We start from the raw sequence: 14,107 nt of genomic DNA, 5'->3' as shown, positions 1-14,107 counted from the left end.
TCGGCATCAGCTGACCGAACCCAAATCCAATTTCTTCTCCCAGCGCCGGTGGACAGCCTCCTTCAAGCCACGATGCATTGGCGCGTTCAAATGAGAGTCCAGCTTGAGCAAGGCGACGGCCTCGTGCCGTGCCTGCAGAAGAATATCGGCGTCTCGGGCGACGTTCGCGACGTGGAATTCCGGCATGCCCCATTGCCGAAGCCCAAACATTTCACCTGGACCCCTGATGCGAAGATCTTCTTCGGCAATCACGAATCCGTCGGTCGATCGTACAAGCGCCTCCAGCCGGGCCCTGGCCGCAGAAGCAGGCTCCCCGGACGAACGGGCTTTTCCTCCCACAACACCAACGGTCCGGGATGCCATCAGTAGGCAATAGGATTGCCGTTCGCTGCGCCCCACACGCCCGCGAAGTTGATGCAACTGTGCCAGACCAAATCGCTCCGCATGCTCGATCATGATCACGGTGGCGTTGGCCACATCGACGCCGACCTCCACAACCGTCGTAGAGACCAGCACCTGAACAGCTCCGTTCTTGAACGCCGTCATCACACGGTCCTTTTCCTCCGGTTTCATCCTGCCATGCAGCACCGCAACCTTGAAGTCCGCCAATTCCCCGCGCTGTAACTGTTCGGCTCCCTGCATCGCCGCCCGCAGGTCGGTTTTCTCGGATTCTTCGACGAGCGGATAGACGACATACGCCTGCCTGCCCGCGCGCAACTCGTCTTTCACGACTTGATACGCCCGGCTCCGTTGGAATTCCGAATAGAGAAATGTCCTCACCGGCTTTCTGGCAGGAGGCATCTGATCGATCGTCGATACATCGAGATCTCCATAGACCGTCATGGCCAGCGTACGTGGAATCGGCGTGGCCGTCAGGACGAGCACATCCGGCTTATACCCCTTTTCACCGAGATTCTTTCGCTGGAGCACTCCGAAGCGGTGCTGTTCATCGATGACCGCCAATCCTAGTTTGGAAAATGTGACGCCCTCTTGAATCAGTGCGTGAGTGCCGATCGCCACGTGGGCTCTGCCCGACCGCACCAATTCCCGCGTCGCTTTCCGTTGCGCCCCGCGCCCGCGGCCGCTCACGAGGACGATCGACAGCCCCAGCGACTCCAGCAATCCTTTCATATTTCGATAGTGCTGCTCGGCAAGAATTTCAGTAGGGGCCATCAAGGCTGCCTGATACCCCGATCCGCAGGCCAATACCATCGCATGCAACGCCACAATGGTCTTTCCGCACCCAACATCACCCTGAACCAGCCGGTTCATAGGCCGAGGAGAGCCCATATCATCGAGAATTTCCCGAATGACCCGTTGTTGCGCGTCCGTCAAGGTGAAGGGCAACGCACGAGCTAACCTGCGAATCCCCGGCGTTTTCGGATTGAACCGGACCGTCTTCGTCTCCTCCTGGACCGAGCGTCGACGCATCGCCAGCGCCAGCTGGAACACGAACAGCTCCTCGAATGCCAACCGACGATGGGCCGGCGACGTACCACGCTCCAGTTGTTCGACCTGGGTCTCCCGTTTTGGAAAATGTATTTCCTCGACAGCCTGATGGTATGGAGGAAGACGCTGGCGCGCGCGTACAGGAATAGGAAGAATCTCTTGCAGATTGTCCAGATACGCATCCAACAGGTCCCGTATCAGGAGTCGCATCTGCCGCGAAGTCCATCCTTTTGTCTCATGGTATATGGGAACAATCCGGCCCACGTGAAGAGGATTTTCGGATTCTGATCCAACGACTTCGTACTGGGACACTTCCATCCTGGTCTCAACCCAGCCCCGCGCTCCGGCAACCACGCGCCCGCTCATCATGACACGGGTGCCGACTGTCAACAGCGTCTCCAGGTACGGCTGATTGAAAAATACCGCCTGCATCCGGCCGGTCGTATCCTCGATATAGACGTCCAGGATCGTCAAACGGCGATGCTTGGCGCGTTTGACGTCGCTCCGCACGATGGTCCCACAAATCGACGCCGGCATGCCGGGCGTCAACTGTCCGATGGGAGTCATGACCGATCGGTCCTCGTAGCGCCAGGGAATCGTCCACAACGCCTGTTCCACGGTCTCAATTCCCAATCGCTGGAGAAGAGCAGTCCGTTTGGGGCCTACGCCCTTCACATATCGGATGGGAAGCGTCCATAGGGCCTGGGGTTCGCTCCGTCTTTCCCCACGGACTACTGCGACGGGTTCCGGCTCATGCCAAGCACGGTCGGAATCCCGCTCCATGCCCCGCAATGCCTTCACGATGACGATGGCCTCCTGCAGGCGGGCTTGGCGCTCTTGCAGCGACAACTGCACATCGTCGGCGAATAGCGCCCTGAGCTTCAGGAGCGCCGCCTCCACCGCACGCGGATAGACATGCTCGGATAGGGTCTGCATGACTTGCGACGAAACAAAACTTCCGAGATTTTTGACGTTGGGCAGGTGCGCACACGCATCCCGGCTGGCGAACTCGATCGGACGAGCCAGACGATCCAGCCATTGGCGAAACGGCTCGGGGGGCTTGGGCTCGGTTGAGCGCCACATGTCGCGGGATGCTACCACAGGCTTGGCGGCCGCTCAACGCGACCTGGCCCTTCTGAGTCGCTTGTTCAGCAGATTTCATGTGAAATCTTTGCGCAGTTTCACTCCGATGTTACACTCGGTCTCTGATAGAAAGGCCGCGCTCATGTACCGCAGGAACATCTCCCCGCTTCTCTACAAGGTGGCGATCGTCGTCACCCTGATCATTCTTTACGGGGCTTGGCTGAAACCAACGTATTTGCATCATGTCCCTCCTCCGCTATCGGATTCTCCGCCATCCGAGAAATCGCCGGCGTCTGGAGATGCTTCCAACCTGGATGCCAATGAACCGCTTCCGAAGCAGACGCGCACGATCGATCCGAGTGTGGTGCCGGAAACAAGGCATCACGATATGCTGGCCGAAGTCCGCGATGAACTGGAGAAGGGCAATCTGCAGCTGGTCGAATCCAAACTCGCCAATGCGCCATCCAAAATGGCTTCAGATCCCGCAGTACGTCCGTATCTCGCGATCCTGTGGAATAATCTGGGAATCGAACAAGAGAAGATCGGTGGAACGCAAATCTCAGTTCATACGTTCAAGAAGGCGGCTTCCCTCGATCCCAAGAACTCGGTCATCCTCCTCAACCTTGCGCATGCATACTGGGAGCTGCGGGATCCGGCCATGAATCTCGATTTTCTTGAACATTTGATCACTCTCGCGCCGGATGAACCGTTTCCCCATCTCGCCATGGCGGACTATCTGCGGGAACACGACCGGCTGCGTGAGGCAGCCCGGCACCTTGACCACGCCACTGACAGATCCGGGAAAGATCCCGCAGTACAATCGTATCTCCGGACAGTATCGGCAAAGATTAAGCGGACGGAGGACTCCGAGGACCGGCTGACAAGGCGGGATAGCACCCACTTTACGGTCAAGTTCGATGGGCAAGCCGATCCGGATACCTGGATCGTCGTGCAGGAAATCCTGGAAGAGGCCTATCGTGAGATCGGACAAAAGTTCGGACACTTTCCATCGAAACCGATCACGGTCGTTCTGCAAACCAAATCCGAATTCCAAAGTGAAACGGGTTCCCCGTTGTGGGCAGACGGGCTATTTGATTCTGTCCTTGGACGGATTCAGATTCCGACCGAGGGCGCCACCACCGATCGTGCATGGCTCACACGGGTCTTGCGGCATGAATTCTCACACGCCTTGCTGCACGATCTGTTGGGACTCGGCAGTACCGCCATTCCCACCTGGCTGAACGAAGGGTTGGCTATGCAGTTGTCGGGAGAAACATGGTCCGGTATTCAACCGGCACAGGGTCAGGATTGGACGTTCATTCCCCTTACAGCATTGGAAGGCGCTTGGGGACACTTACCACCTGAAACGGCTGCCATGGCGTATGTCGAAGCCAATTCGGCTGTCCATTATATGATCGAGCGATTTGGTCAACACAGTGTCAATCAGCTGCTCACCCACCTGAAGGCCAGGCAGTCCCTCAATGCCGCCATTCAATCTCAACTGTCAATGTCGTATGAGCAGTTCGAATCGGGGTGGAAGGATCGGTTCAACGGAGAATTAAAACGAGGGTAACAGCTTCGTCCACACTCTATTCGGCTCAACGGCGCGAGCATTAAATATCTGCTCCCCTCTTCGGTTCCTGATCGACAAGAGATGAACCGGGCAGAAACCCCGGCGCCGCTTCGCTGCCCTGGCCGGTCCATGCAGTGTCCTCAGCCAGCACTGGGCTGAGCTTGTCCTCCCACAGCATCTGCCGACCCTGTTCGTCGAACATCCTGATACGGAAATCGATATCGGGTGCCGAGGCACCCGCCGGTTCCACAGTGGCATCGTGAACACGTTCCGCTCGCGCGGGGCCGCCCAAGGCGGCGGAAAACTGATCGGACCATGCCAGTTGTCCGGTTTCCGGATTCATGGCTCGAAGGAGAAAATAGGGCTGACCGGCGCCGGAAGTAGCCTGCGATGTAAACCTGAGCACCGCGCGGGGCTGGACGCGAGCCGTAACGCGAACAGTGTCGAGTTCGCCACTGTCCACTTTGAGGTTCAGTCGGCCCTCCCAGAGAAACCTCCCGTCTTCGGCGTCGTATACACGGAGGGAAAATTCACTCAATCCGTCACGCTCGACACCCACTCCTCCTGCAAAGATCCGTTCACGACCTCGCCCAGCTGATGCATGGACGTCTTCTTTGATATCGAGGTCATACGTTTCATCAGATAAAATCTCGCCTGATTCTGCATCGTAGGTTCGGACAGTGATAGAGGAAGATTCGGCATTCTGAAATCCAATGCCTGCCGCCACGATATGCTTTGTATGCTGTGATGGTGAAATGGACTCTTCAGCACCTGCTGAACCGGACATGAAGATTACAAAAAGAAGGAATGCCGCATAGCGAAATACGCCCTGATGCGGGCGCCTCGCAGGCACGAAGACAGGCTGGGGGGAAACGGAGAAAATGAACAGTGTCGGTAACACTCTCAGTAACTCTAGAACCGAGCGAATACGCATCTTGTGTCGGCCCTCCTATGAGACTGAGTATCTCTGTTGAGGGCTTTAGGGTAAATTCCTCCGCTGTAGGCGTGCAACCCCCGAAAGGGGGGGAAAGTTCAGTTGGACAGATTTGTACAGATCACAGGTTATTCACCGCCCACGGGTTGAAAAACGGGGGCTGTGTATTAGGATGATCTGGAAGACGAGGATCGATACGCTACGATGAACCTTTTGTAACTTCGCCAAACAGCCGGTACCTATGCTTGGCAATAACTCGATAGACGACATTCCCCAACGTCCTCACCCATGACATACGGAAAAGGACGACGAGAAACCGTCCACCCTTTAAACCCGGCAGTAAAGGGAGAAACGCATCGAGTCCGCTTGAAATCGTCCCGTCCGGTTTGACTAAAAATGCGGCTTCAGGTCTGCCCTCCCGATAGCACCCTTTCAATGCCTGCCTCGCTTCGTCGCTATGGTACGTGATCATTCGTACGGGATGGGATCCACCATCGTCGCTCAGTCGTTCCAATCCCTCCTTCGCCGTCACGCACATGCGGCACCGCCCATCATAGATCAGCAATTGATTCGTTTGCGGTCGCTCATTCCTCATAACGCCGATCCCGTACATCCTGCCGCTGCATGCGGTCACAATGCAGGTCCCTTGCAGGCCAATGCAAGCGACCGCTATGATCCCGCCATGCCCCATGCTCGCTTTCTTGTCACCGTCCTAGCCCTATTGATCTTGATCGGCGCTGTCACCATGCAGTCTCCTCGCATGGTTGAAGCTTCTACGACAGGACAGCTTTGGTGGTCCGTCTATCTTGTTGTAATGCCGGTCATGCTCGCAGGTCTGGTCCTGATCGGATGGGCTTGGACGGCCATGGCATGTGTCGGGTATGGAACCATCAACCTGGCCCTGGACCTGGCAACAGTGACAAGCATGGTTGCGGCAGGAGAGATCTCGAATGGACTCTATCTAGAGCACGCCCTCAGCGGGCTACTGGATGTCGGCCTCATCGTGATGGGCGGCGTCTCCTTCGTACAGGCACTGCAGCGTTCCTCGCTTCGAGGATTCCACCCTCCCAATCTTCGTTCTCCTTCTTCATCCGGAGCGACCGGATCGCGGTAAACCCTTCGTTGGCCAACCACGCGGTGACATCTTTGACGGAGTATGTGTCGCCAGTCTCCGTGAACAGCAGCATGGACACCGCAAACAAGCTGGCATCCACCGGATAGATCCCCTGAGGATCATGGAGAAAGGCATCCTGAATGATCAGCCTTCCGCCGGGACTCAACGCGGCCTTGGCCTTCCGGAATACTGTACGGTTTTCCTCAGGCGAATAGATGTGCAGCACATTTGAATACCAAATGACGTCGTAGGTTCCCGGGATCTCATCCGACAGCAGGTCGAGCGGGATAAAAGAAAGTCTTTTCCCTGCGGTATGCGTGGCCGCAATTTCCCTGGCGACATCGAGCGCCGCCGGCCGGTCGCAGACGGTTGCATGCAATCCCCGATTCTTCGCCAGAAAGGCGAGGGCATACGTTCCCGGGCCGCCGCCGAGGTCCAATAACGATCCGGCACCCTTCAAGGAAAGATGAGCGGCAATCTTGGGTGCGATTTCGAGCGTCCGATGGTGCATGGCCCAGGTGAATTGCCGTCGATAATCGGGCTCGTCTGAATGGTCGCGATCCAACGGCAAGCCGGTTCGAACGGATTCCGTCACTCTCGACCAACTATGCCAATGGTTTCTCAGCAATTCCAGGTATGCTCCGTGAAAAGAGGGGTGGTTCGCATTCAACCCCGTGGCGCCAAGAGGGCCATTGCGGTATCGATTCCCTGACTTCACGAGCAGGCCAGCCGTCGCAAGAGTCCGGCATAGAATACGAAGGCCTCGTTCGCTGACTTTCAGTTCGCGAGCCAAATCGGGAAGTGCCCATGTCCGGCGATCGAGCGTCGTGAACACATTGAGTTCGAGCGCGGCAATCATGACGCGCGGCAGCCGGTAGGCATGCAGCGCATCGCGGAATTCTTCGAAGGTGCGGATCGCCTTCATCACATGCTGCCGCCGATCTGCCTGCAGCACCACCGGATCAGATCCTGCACTTTACCGACATTGTGGAAATCGACCGGGCGTTCGAAGGAGACGGCCACATATTCTTCATTCATCTCCGACTCTTCGGCAAATCCTGATTTCAACAGCAGGTCGCGATACTTGGAGACTGCAGGCTGGATGAAATACTTCGCCTGCTTGGCCACCTCGTCGGTACCGAGATCTTCGGGCGTGCCGTCCGACATGAGGCTCATCACGTCGTCCATGGCTACCCCGTATTGGCACAACACCTTCCCATCCGGCCTGATTTCCAGCAGCCAGCCGTCCTGTCCAAGATCCAGTGCAAGGGCGCCTCCCGGTTCAAGATCATAGCTTTGAGGGAATGACTCGGCGAGCGTTCGGCGCACATCGGGCCAGAGCGGTGACATCGCGTCGCTCATGAGCGGGATTCTTTCAATTCGAGGGATGCGAGAGCGGCAACCCGTTCCCGAAGACGTTCGAGCCGTCCGACATTTTCTTGCAATTTCGGCAGCTGGTACTTTCGATCCATCGCGACGACTTGTTCCAACAGCGCACCGGCCTCCTCCAGCCGGCCGAGTTCCTCATAACATTGGGCGAGAATATAGCGGGCGCCGCCTGTCCGCAGGTCATCTCGGGAGCGTTCCGCGACGGACAAGCTGGTCTGGCAACAGGCGATCGCGTCATCGTATCGTTGCTGCATCAGAAAGGTGCGGGCCAGCATTCGCCAGGCATCGGCGATTCCGCCTTGATTGCCCAAGCGGCGCATCAACGTCAGCGAGCGCTCGTACTGCCGGACCGCATCGTCAAACTTACCGGTCTCCCGTGAGACCAAGCCCAAGTCCGAATAGAGAACCGCCTTCGCCGCTTCATCACGAGTCTTGGTCATCAAATCGAGCGCCTCGAGATAATAGGCTCTGGCACGGGTCCACTCACCAGCATCGGCCCGCAAGTTTCCCAGATTGGCCAATGTCGTACCGATTCCTTTTTCGTCGCCTAGAATCTTTTGCAGCTCCAATACTTCCTGATAATACTCCTGAGCCGCCTCCCGCCTGCCGCTGACAGCACAGATATTCCCGAGATTGCCAAGCGTGGCGGCCAAAGCACGCCGATCGCCGGTAAGACGGTCGCACTCAAGCGCTTTGGCATAACACGTGTAGGCATCGGTATAGTTGCCATGCGAGAAATGCTCGTTTCCCTGACGGTTAAGGTCTTCGGACAGACCGTTCTTCAGTGTTGTCATACCGTCACCAACGCACTCTCCACGACTGATTTCGCGCCGGAAAGTATGGATGCACCGTCTCCGACGAGGAGACTATCGAATTGATATTTCAACAGCCGCGTGAGCCCGTCTTTGGCCTTGGAGACATCGGCGTATTTCTCCGCGGGCAACATACCGACTGAGCCCGCCGGTTTTCCGATCAACGCGTCCCCGACGATCATGATGCCTTTCCCCTGTGGAATGAACAAGGCACATTCGCCGGGAGACTTCTGGTCCTTTAGACGAATCGCCCACATGCCTCCGGCCAACAGCTCCCCATCCTTGAACGTCTTCGTCGGGGTGAGATCCATCTGCGACGCATCACCCTCCGGCACGTGCAACTGACAATGAAATTCCGCTTGGCACGCAATCGCCTCACGGACATGATCACGGTTGGTAATGACGATGTAGTCGATTCCTCCTTGCCGGCGAATGAGCGTCGTCGCTTCGGCGGTCATGGGAGGAGGGTCGACAATGATCTTATGTTCCCCGATGCTGAGAAACAGCCCGTTGAAATCGATCTGTTTCTCTTCGGAAAACCATGACCACTGCCAGATACCGGGAAGAATGGCTTTCATGATCTTATCGGCCCGTGCGAGTGCTTTTTGCCATGGCGCTGAACCCGCTAGAGCGCCGCAACCGCATCACGAACCGTCTTCGTGACCTTCGTGAGGATGTCGGCTTCATGGGGAAGGTCGATAATGTCGTCTTCTGACACCGTGATGAATTTTCTATTGGCACCCTTGGTCAACGAGATTAAGAACATGCTGTTGGATGGCGTGACCGGGATGACCGTCTGGACCGCCGCATCGACGGCCTGCACGACTTCCAAAAACTTGAGTTTCCCCTGTTCCATCTCATCCATGCGCATCCCTCTCGCTCGGTCACAGTTGTCGGTTCGATTCCAACTTCACCGGCACAGCCCGACCTCGTCTACATCGCAGATGAACCGGCCGTGAGGAGTTTTTCTACTTCAGCCAGAATCACATCCGCTCCAGCCAGGTCCATATTCCCGACGCGTTGCCACTTGATCACCCCCTGTTGATCGATGACGTACACGTTGGGAATGAATTTGCCGCCCCCATACAGCTTATCCGTGACTTTTCCCGGATCAAGGAGATAGGGATAGGTCACCTTCACAGGAAAGGCGGACAGAAATTCTCCGACATCTTTCTTTGAATTGCCGTTGGAATTGATACCAATCACGGCAACGTTCTTGCCTTGCGTGGCCTCGTACACCTTTTGCAGATTAGTGCCTTGCATCATGCAGGGATCACAAATATGAAAAAGCCCTAGCACGACGACCTTCCCTTTGACAGCATCCAGCGAAACCGGTTCGCCTGTAATGGCCGTGAGTTGGAATCCGGGGGCTTTCTCTCCGATCTTAAAAAAGCCGGCGGCGAAAAGGAGCTGTGTCACAAGCAGCGGACACAGCAGCACGCCTGCGATGAGAACCAGCCGTTTCATAACGCGCCTCCCTTCTGCATGAATGGAAATTCAGATGAATCCGCGCAGGGGCCGGAGGGCCTCCGACTCAGTCCCCGATGAACCGGCAGACCTCTCTCTACCGGTCTTGTTGTTCTGCGCAGCTTATCCTACCACGCAGTTTTTTTCGGGAGCAACGGGACCACTCATAATGTGTGAGGAGATGCGTGGTGACGAGGAGGGCATGCTTACGGGGCATGCTCATGAAGTCTCCCTACGGCTCTCAGCAGTCGCTTGACATGTCGGGACTGCGCCGCACATCGGCGCAGCGGCTGGAATATCCCCGCCAAGATGGTCAGTGAGGAGCCTGCACGAAGCCAAGCGGGTGGATCATGCACGACAGGATGGTCGTCACGGAGCAGGGTTAATCCGAAATTCCATCGATTCCACCGGGAATCCTTCAGAGACAGATACAGTGCGGCGTTGTCCTGGTCATCAATGCCTTCCTGCGGACGTGTCAGTAGGCTCTTGGGCATCCGTCCCGCCAGCGCAGCCACTTCGCCCTCGCGGGCAAGGCCAGCGACAACCGAACCAGGAAGAGGAGCGTCCAATAATCGATACGCCACCATCAGTCCGAGCACCAACATCCGGCGGCATTTCCATTTCTTGGCCACGGCAAACACCCGCCTCCAATCCACCCGATGAGAGCGGAGCAATTCGGATACGTCGGCGACCCATTTGAGCTGTTCCCAGGCGTGCTTCGAACCGTGGACACATAACACGATCAGCAATTCCTCAGGCGCGAGGGCACGGATCTGAACGCCGCCGATTGAAACAGGCAACAGATGGTCCCAGATTTCAGGCCGGTCGAGCCGAAACGAGAACCGTTCGTGCGCCATGGTCCATTGCAGGTCGATTCGCAACAAGCTCTGCTTCTTCACAAAGACATGATACGGCTCCTCGGCATGCATTGGACCATGCGAGCGGTCCCGGGGACGATACCCCTGCGCCCACAAGACCTGTTGCGCATCCGACGCGCGCTCCTTCGGCACGATGAAATCCAGATCGTCAAAGTCACGAAGGGCGAGATCGCCATAGGCCGCCACCGCCAACGTCGCTCCCTTAAACGGGATGACGGGGACGCTCTGCTCGTCAAACGCCTGGCACAGGTGAATCAACTCCTGCGCGAGCGATCGGTTCAACAACGCCCCCGCCTGGGTTAAACTTCTCAATGCATCCAGCGGTTCTTTAGGAACGAGGTCCGGACAGACCAGACGAAGTGCGCGGTACATGAGCGGTGCGACTCCATGATAACGGGCCAGCTCAACGACCGCCCGCCAGCTGTCAATCGTAGTCGCCAAATTCAAGATCTGCGACCGCGCGGCATCGCTCATTGACGTTCGCGAGCACGCAAGCAAAAGCCTGGCCTCTTGGGTCACATGCCCGATGTCACAATCCTTCGATTTCGTGCTCGCGCTGCGCATTGCGGCCCTGCCGGATTGAACAGGCATCAGATTCTTCCCGCCTGACCACCTCTGAACGAGGTCCAGACTCTGACGAATGGAAGAAAGTAGATCCGTGTAACGGACGTGAATACCACTGTTTTCTGATTCGGCACACCCAGTTGAATCGTCTCACGACCCGGTGGGACATAGAGCGTCCCGAATAGCGTGTCCCATATGGCGAATTTCACCCCGAAGTTCCTGTTCCGATGCCGCGCATCGACGCTGTGATGGATCTGATGCTGGGCAGGACTGATGTACAGACGGCTTAGGATCGGCCCAAACGACAGCCAGATGTGTGAATGCTGCAAATGGTGTCCGAGCAGGCCGAATGCGAATGTGAAGAGACCGATTCCAAAAACCGTATCGACCTCCAAATCACGCGGCGCCACGTTCTGGTAGAAAACCGCCGCGAATCCGATCACCGGCATCTGCAGCAGCGCAGGGAATAATAATTCCATGGGATGCGCCCGGAACGCGGTGATTGGCGTCATCACCTGTGCCGAATGATGGACCTCGTGAAAAGCCCACAGGACCGGAATTTTATGAAAGAGAACATGGCTGCAGTAATTGACGAAGTCATACAGGACAAACAACCCAAAGGCGGCGCCGAGTGCTTGCCCCGTCGACAACCGCGCTGGCGGCTCCCATTTCATCCATTCAACGAGGATGGCAGCCATTGCCTTGTAGCCGATCATGCCCATGCCTGTCATGATCGGAACCCAGAACAGGAACTTGAGAACCAGGTTGATCGCGTAGAACTGGTAATCGAGCGCAGCGGACGTATGCCCGTAGACCTCGCGCGGGAATAAGAACGACACAAACGTGCCTGGCTTTGCTTCACCTCGCCGACGTGCGTACATGAACACGCCGGCGGCAATCGTGAAGCTTGCGAGGAGATAGGGCCAGGCCATTCCGCTTTCCAGGTCTGTAAACGTCCGGGCCGCCCTCCCGATGCCGGTGAAAAACGCGTCCCAGGACGAAACCGACACGAGCGAGTACTCCGCGATTTTCTTGAGAGCCCAGATAACGCCGTCTATTGTCATGAGGCCGTTACGCGCTCCGCCGCATCTCTAATAGCGGGGTAATCAATTTCGGCAAATCGAGTACGTCACGGCCGAAATGCAGCCGATAGCAATCGGCTTGTTCGACTAAATGAGACAGCGCCTTGAATTCCCGAACGGCAACGTCCTTGTCATAGACCAACAGAGCCTGCGGCATGATCGCCTCGAGCGCACGGCTCCTCGGAAGCGGTTCCAGGCAGCTGTGGGGCACATCGACGACGTGAGGGAACAGAATCATGGCCGGCGTGCAGGATTGGCCGATCGAATTCGCGTACAGGTCTTCCACCTGAAAGTACTTTTTGCAGATCCCCTGATGCAGCACGCCTGGGGGAGCATTGTGCAGCTCAGGGAACATGGTAACCGTACGATCCGTCACATCGATCTTCATTGGAAATGCCAACAATTCCATGTGCGTTCCACGGTCCCGGAGTAACGGGTAGTCATCCGAAAGGTATCGATAGCCTGCACGGAGGAGCGACAGGAACGACGTCGTTTTACCCTGCCCGCTGTATCCGGGAATCAGGACGCCCCGGCCTCCATATTCCAGAGCCGTCGCGTGCACCGTAAAGAGATCGCGGCGCTTGAGCAACTCGGTCAGCGCGTAATGGAAAAAGCTGGTACAGACGTCCGCATGCATGGCATCCGGCTTTACGAAATACCCCTCCACCGTCCCGGCCGGTCCATCAATGGCCAGCAAGCCCTGCTCGTGGAAATCCGCGATGAGCAGGTAACCGTCCTGCTTGACATCGCAGCGCCAAATCGATCGCAGCGAATCTCCCATGGACGGTCTGGTACCGGAAAACAGGAGCTTTGCAGAGTCGGATGCTCTGATAGGAATCTGCTCGCGGCTCTTCGCCTCTTGGAACCGAATCGTCAGCGACGCACCGCCAGATACCGGCGGCGTATGAAAATGGCGAAGGAAGGAGAGCACGGGAGCCGCCAGCGAGGGAATGGAGGTCTCGTAGTGAAGATCCACTCCGTGCAGACAAAATCGATACGTACGCGCATCGGTGATTGAGCCCATCGGTTGCCTCACTGGTTACATCTCACACCCGCCGCGACTTCAGGCGCTGACCGGCCGTCAAGACCGGTCAGCTGGGTATGAACCTCGCACAACAAGACCGTTGTCTAGTTCTCGACGCCGCTCTTGTCGCTGAACTTGTCTCTTTCCTTCTCCCGATACTTCTGGCCTGTGATATCGCGCAGGAGTTCATGAGCAGTCAACACAGGCTCGCTGTAGGTCTCTTTCTTGTGAGATTCCATTCTTCATTCACCTCCTTTCCAATGTTAAAAGTCCCTCATGACTCAGCTGCGTCACGAGAGCGAGGAGATCATCGGCAATGCGTTCCAGCGGGGCTTCAAATCTCGAGCTAAGACGTTCCTGGATGTCCCGCAGGGAATTCACACCGTTGCAATCGTGCCAGATGGCGGATCCCACCCGATTGAGTGTGTAGTAACGACCGGTGCTGAGATCCAGCAGGACCGTTTCTTCGTCCAACGTCGTCCCCTGCACGTTGGAATTCGGCTGAGGCACCGTGGCCATGATGTCCTCCGTCCGGCCCGGACGACCGCGGTCCACCTGGCGGAGCTCTTCCTCGGAGAGAATCGCGGCGGCCGCATCGGCCAGTTGAACAGTCGTGGCGCTTTCACGTATCGCAGACCGGTGAAGCCCGCTGTCGACGGTCATATCCGGCCTCAAATCGGCAGTGATAAACGGCTGTCGATCCATTGTGCTGCTTCCTCCTTTTCCGCACGTTCGCAC

The 14,107-nt window shown here is 56.9% G+C and carries 15 protein-coding genes; 1 reads left to right on the top strand and 14 read right to left on the bottom strand.

What is annotated here, in order from left to right; genetic code table 11:
* Positions 1-6: 6 nt before the first annotated feature.
* Complete coding sequence (gene recG / locus W02_RS19660; RefSeq protein WP_173050846.1) at positions 7-2,532, bottom strand: ATP-dependent DNA helicase RecG; 2,526 nt, start codon at positions 2,530-2,532, stop codon at positions 7-9.
* Between recG and W02_RS19655 the strand changes: the two genes are divergently transcribed.
* A complete protein-coding gene (locus W02_RS19655) occupies positions 2,531-4,105 on the top strand; it encodes a hypothetical protein (protein WP_173050844.1) in 1,575 nt (524 codons plus the stop codon). The genes recG and W02_RS19655 overlap by 2 nt on opposite strands.
* Positions 4,106-4,145: 40 nt before the next feature.
* On the opposite strand, the gene W02_RS19650 is transcribed toward W02_RS19655, so the two are convergent.
* The 13 genes from W02_RS19650 to W02_RS19595 form a co-directional block, all read right to left on the bottom strand.
* On the bottom strand, positions 4,146-4,832 hold the full coding sequence (locus W02_RS19650; RefSeq protein ID WP_173050842.1) for a hypothetical protein: 687 nt from the start codon (positions 4,830-4,832) through the stop codon (positions 4,146-4,148).
* 406 nt (positions 4,833-5,238) lie between these two features.
* Positions 5,239-5,634, bottom strand: a complete 396-nt coding sequence (locus W02_RS19645; RefSeq protein ID WP_173050840.1) for a thiol-disulfide oxidoreductase DCC family protein — start codon at positions 5,632-5,634, stop codon at positions 5,239-5,241.
* Between the two features lie 403 nt (positions 5,635-6,037).
* The gene (locus W02_RS19640; RefSeq protein WP_173050838.1) at positions 6,038-7,111 is read right to left on the bottom strand and encodes a methyltransferase; all 1,074 of its coding nucleotides are present in this window, start codon (positions 7,109-7,111) and stop codon (positions 6,038-6,040) included.
* Positions 7,078-7,515: a hypothetical protein gene (locus W02_RS19635; RefSeq protein WP_173050836.1), complete on the bottom strand. Its 438-nt coding sequence runs from the start codon at positions 7,513-7,515 to the stop codon at positions 7,078-7,080. Before W02_RS19635 ends, W02_RS19640 begins: the two co-directional genes overlap by 34 nt.
* Positions 7,512-8,336 carry a tetratricopeptide repeat protein gene (locus W02_RS19630; protein WP_173050834.1) on the bottom strand — a complete coding sequence of 275 codons (825 nt, stop codon included), beginning with the start codon at positions 8,334-8,336 and terminating at the stop codon, positions 7,512-7,514. The genes W02_RS19635 and W02_RS19630 overlap by 4 nt, the downstream gene beginning before the upstream one ends.
* Complete coding sequence (locus W02_RS19625; RefSeq protein ID WP_173050832.1) at positions 8,333-8,932, bottom strand: hypothetical protein; 600 nt, start codon at positions 8,930-8,932, stop codon at positions 8,333-8,335. Before W02_RS19625 ends, W02_RS19630 begins: the two co-directional genes overlap by 4 nt.
* Before the next feature lie 47 nt (positions 8,933-8,979).
* A complete protein-coding gene (locus W02_RS19620; protein ID WP_173050830.1) occupies positions 8,980-9,219 on the bottom strand; it encodes a hypothetical protein in 240 nt (79 codons plus the stop codon).
* A gap of 68 nt (positions 9,220-9,287) precedes the next feature.
* Positions 9,288-9,821 (bottom strand): peroxiredoxin, encoded by a 534-nt coding sequence (locus W02_RS19615; RefSeq protein ID WP_173050829.1) that lies wholly within the window; start codon positions 9,819-9,821, stop codon positions 9,288-9,290.
* A 206-nt stretch (positions 9,822-10,027) separates the two neighbouring features.
* Positions 10,028-11,173, bottom strand: coding sequence for a nucleotidyltransferase family protein (locus W02_RS19610; RefSeq protein WP_173050827.1), 1,146 nt, complete (start codon positions 11,171-11,173; stop codon positions 10,028-10,030).
* 116 nt (positions 11,174-11,289) lie between these two features.
* Positions 11,290-12,327 (bottom strand): sterol desaturase family protein, encoded by a 1,038-nt coding sequence (locus tag W02_RS19605; RefSeq protein ID WP_173050825.1) that lies wholly within the window; start codon positions 12,325-12,327, stop codon positions 11,290-11,292.
* Between the two features lie 7 nt (positions 12,328-12,334).
* A complete protein-coding gene (locus tag W02_RS19600) occupies positions 12,335-13,369 on the bottom strand; it encodes a hypothetical protein (protein WP_173050824.1) in 1,035 nt (344 codons plus the stop codon).
* Positions 13,370-13,473: 104 nt separating this feature from the next.
* Complete coding sequence (locus W02_RS21845; RefSeq protein WP_255458538.1) at positions 13,474-13,608, bottom strand: hypothetical protein; 135 nt, start codon at positions 13,606-13,608, stop codon at positions 13,474-13,476.
* A 7-nt stretch (positions 13,609-13,615) separates the two neighbouring features.
* A complete protein-coding gene (locus W02_RS19595; RefSeq protein ID WP_173050823.1) occupies positions 13,616-14,074 on the bottom strand; it encodes a PqqD family protein in 459 nt (152 codons plus the stop codon).
* Positions 14,075-14,107: the final 33 nt, after the last annotated feature.

The sequence above is a fragment of the Nitrospira sp. KM1 genome, from assembly GCF_011405515.1.
In the GTDB taxonomy this organism is placed as follows: Bacteria; Nitrospirota; Nitrospiria; order Nitrospirales; family Nitrospiraceae; genus Nitrospira_C.
Note: the sequence above shows the minus strand (reverse complement) of the source record. Positions and strands in the feature narration are given on the sequence as shown.

Excerpts from the sequence above, each read along its gene's own strand:
- W02_RS19605 (WP_173050825.1), bottom strand. The coding sequence starts at position 12,327 with ATGACAATAGACGGCGTTATCTGGGCTCTCAAGAAAATCGCGGAGTAC.
- W02_RS19655 (WP_173050844.1), top strand. The coding sequence starts at position 2,531 with ATGTCGCGGGATGCTACCACAGGCTTGGCGGCCGCTCAACGCGACCTG.
- W02_RS19610 (WP_173050827.1), bottom strand. The coding sequence starts at position 11,173 with ATGAGCGATGCCGCGCGGTCGCAGATCTTGAATTTGGCGACTACGATT.
- recG (WP_173050846.1), bottom strand. The coding sequence starts at position 2,532 with ATGTGGCGCTCAACCGAGCCCAAGCCCCCCGAGCCGTTTCGCCAATGG.
- W02_RS19630 (WP_173050834.1), bottom strand. The coding sequence starts at position 8,336 with ATGACAACACTGAAGAACGGTCTGTCCGAAGACCTTAACCGTCAGGGA.
- W02_RS19645 (WP_173050840.1), bottom strand. The coding sequence starts at position 5,634 with ATGAGGAATGAGCGACCGCAAACGAATCAATTGCTGATCTATGATGGG.
- W02_RS19615 (WP_173050829.1), bottom strand. The coding sequence starts at position 9,821 with ATGAAACGGCTGGTTCTCATCGCAGGCGTGCTGCTGTGTCCGCTGCTT.
- W02_RS19600 (WP_173050824.1), bottom strand. The coding sequence starts at position 13,369 with ATGGGCTCAATCACCGATGCGCGTACGTATCGATTTTGTCTGCACGGA.
- W02_RS19595 (WP_173050823.1), bottom strand. The coding sequence starts at position 14,074 with ATGGATCGACAGCCGTTTATCACTGCCGATTTGAGGCCGGATATGACC.
- W02_RS19625 (WP_173050832.1), bottom strand. The coding sequence starts at position 8,932 with ATGAAAGCCATTCTTCCCGGTATCTGGCAGTGGTCATGGTTTTCCGAA.
- W02_RS19635 (WP_173050836.1), bottom strand. The coding sequence starts at position 7,515 with ATGAGCGACGCGATGTCACCGCTCTGGCCCGATGTGCGCCGAACGCTC.
- W02_RS21845 (WP_255458538.1), bottom strand. The coding sequence starts at position 13,608 with ATGGAATCTCACAAGAAAGAGACCTACAGCGAGCCTGTGTTGACTGCT.
- W02_RS19620 (WP_173050830.1), bottom strand. The coding sequence starts at position 9,219 with ATGGATGAGATGGAACAGGGGAAACTCAAGTTTTTGGAAGTCGTGCAG.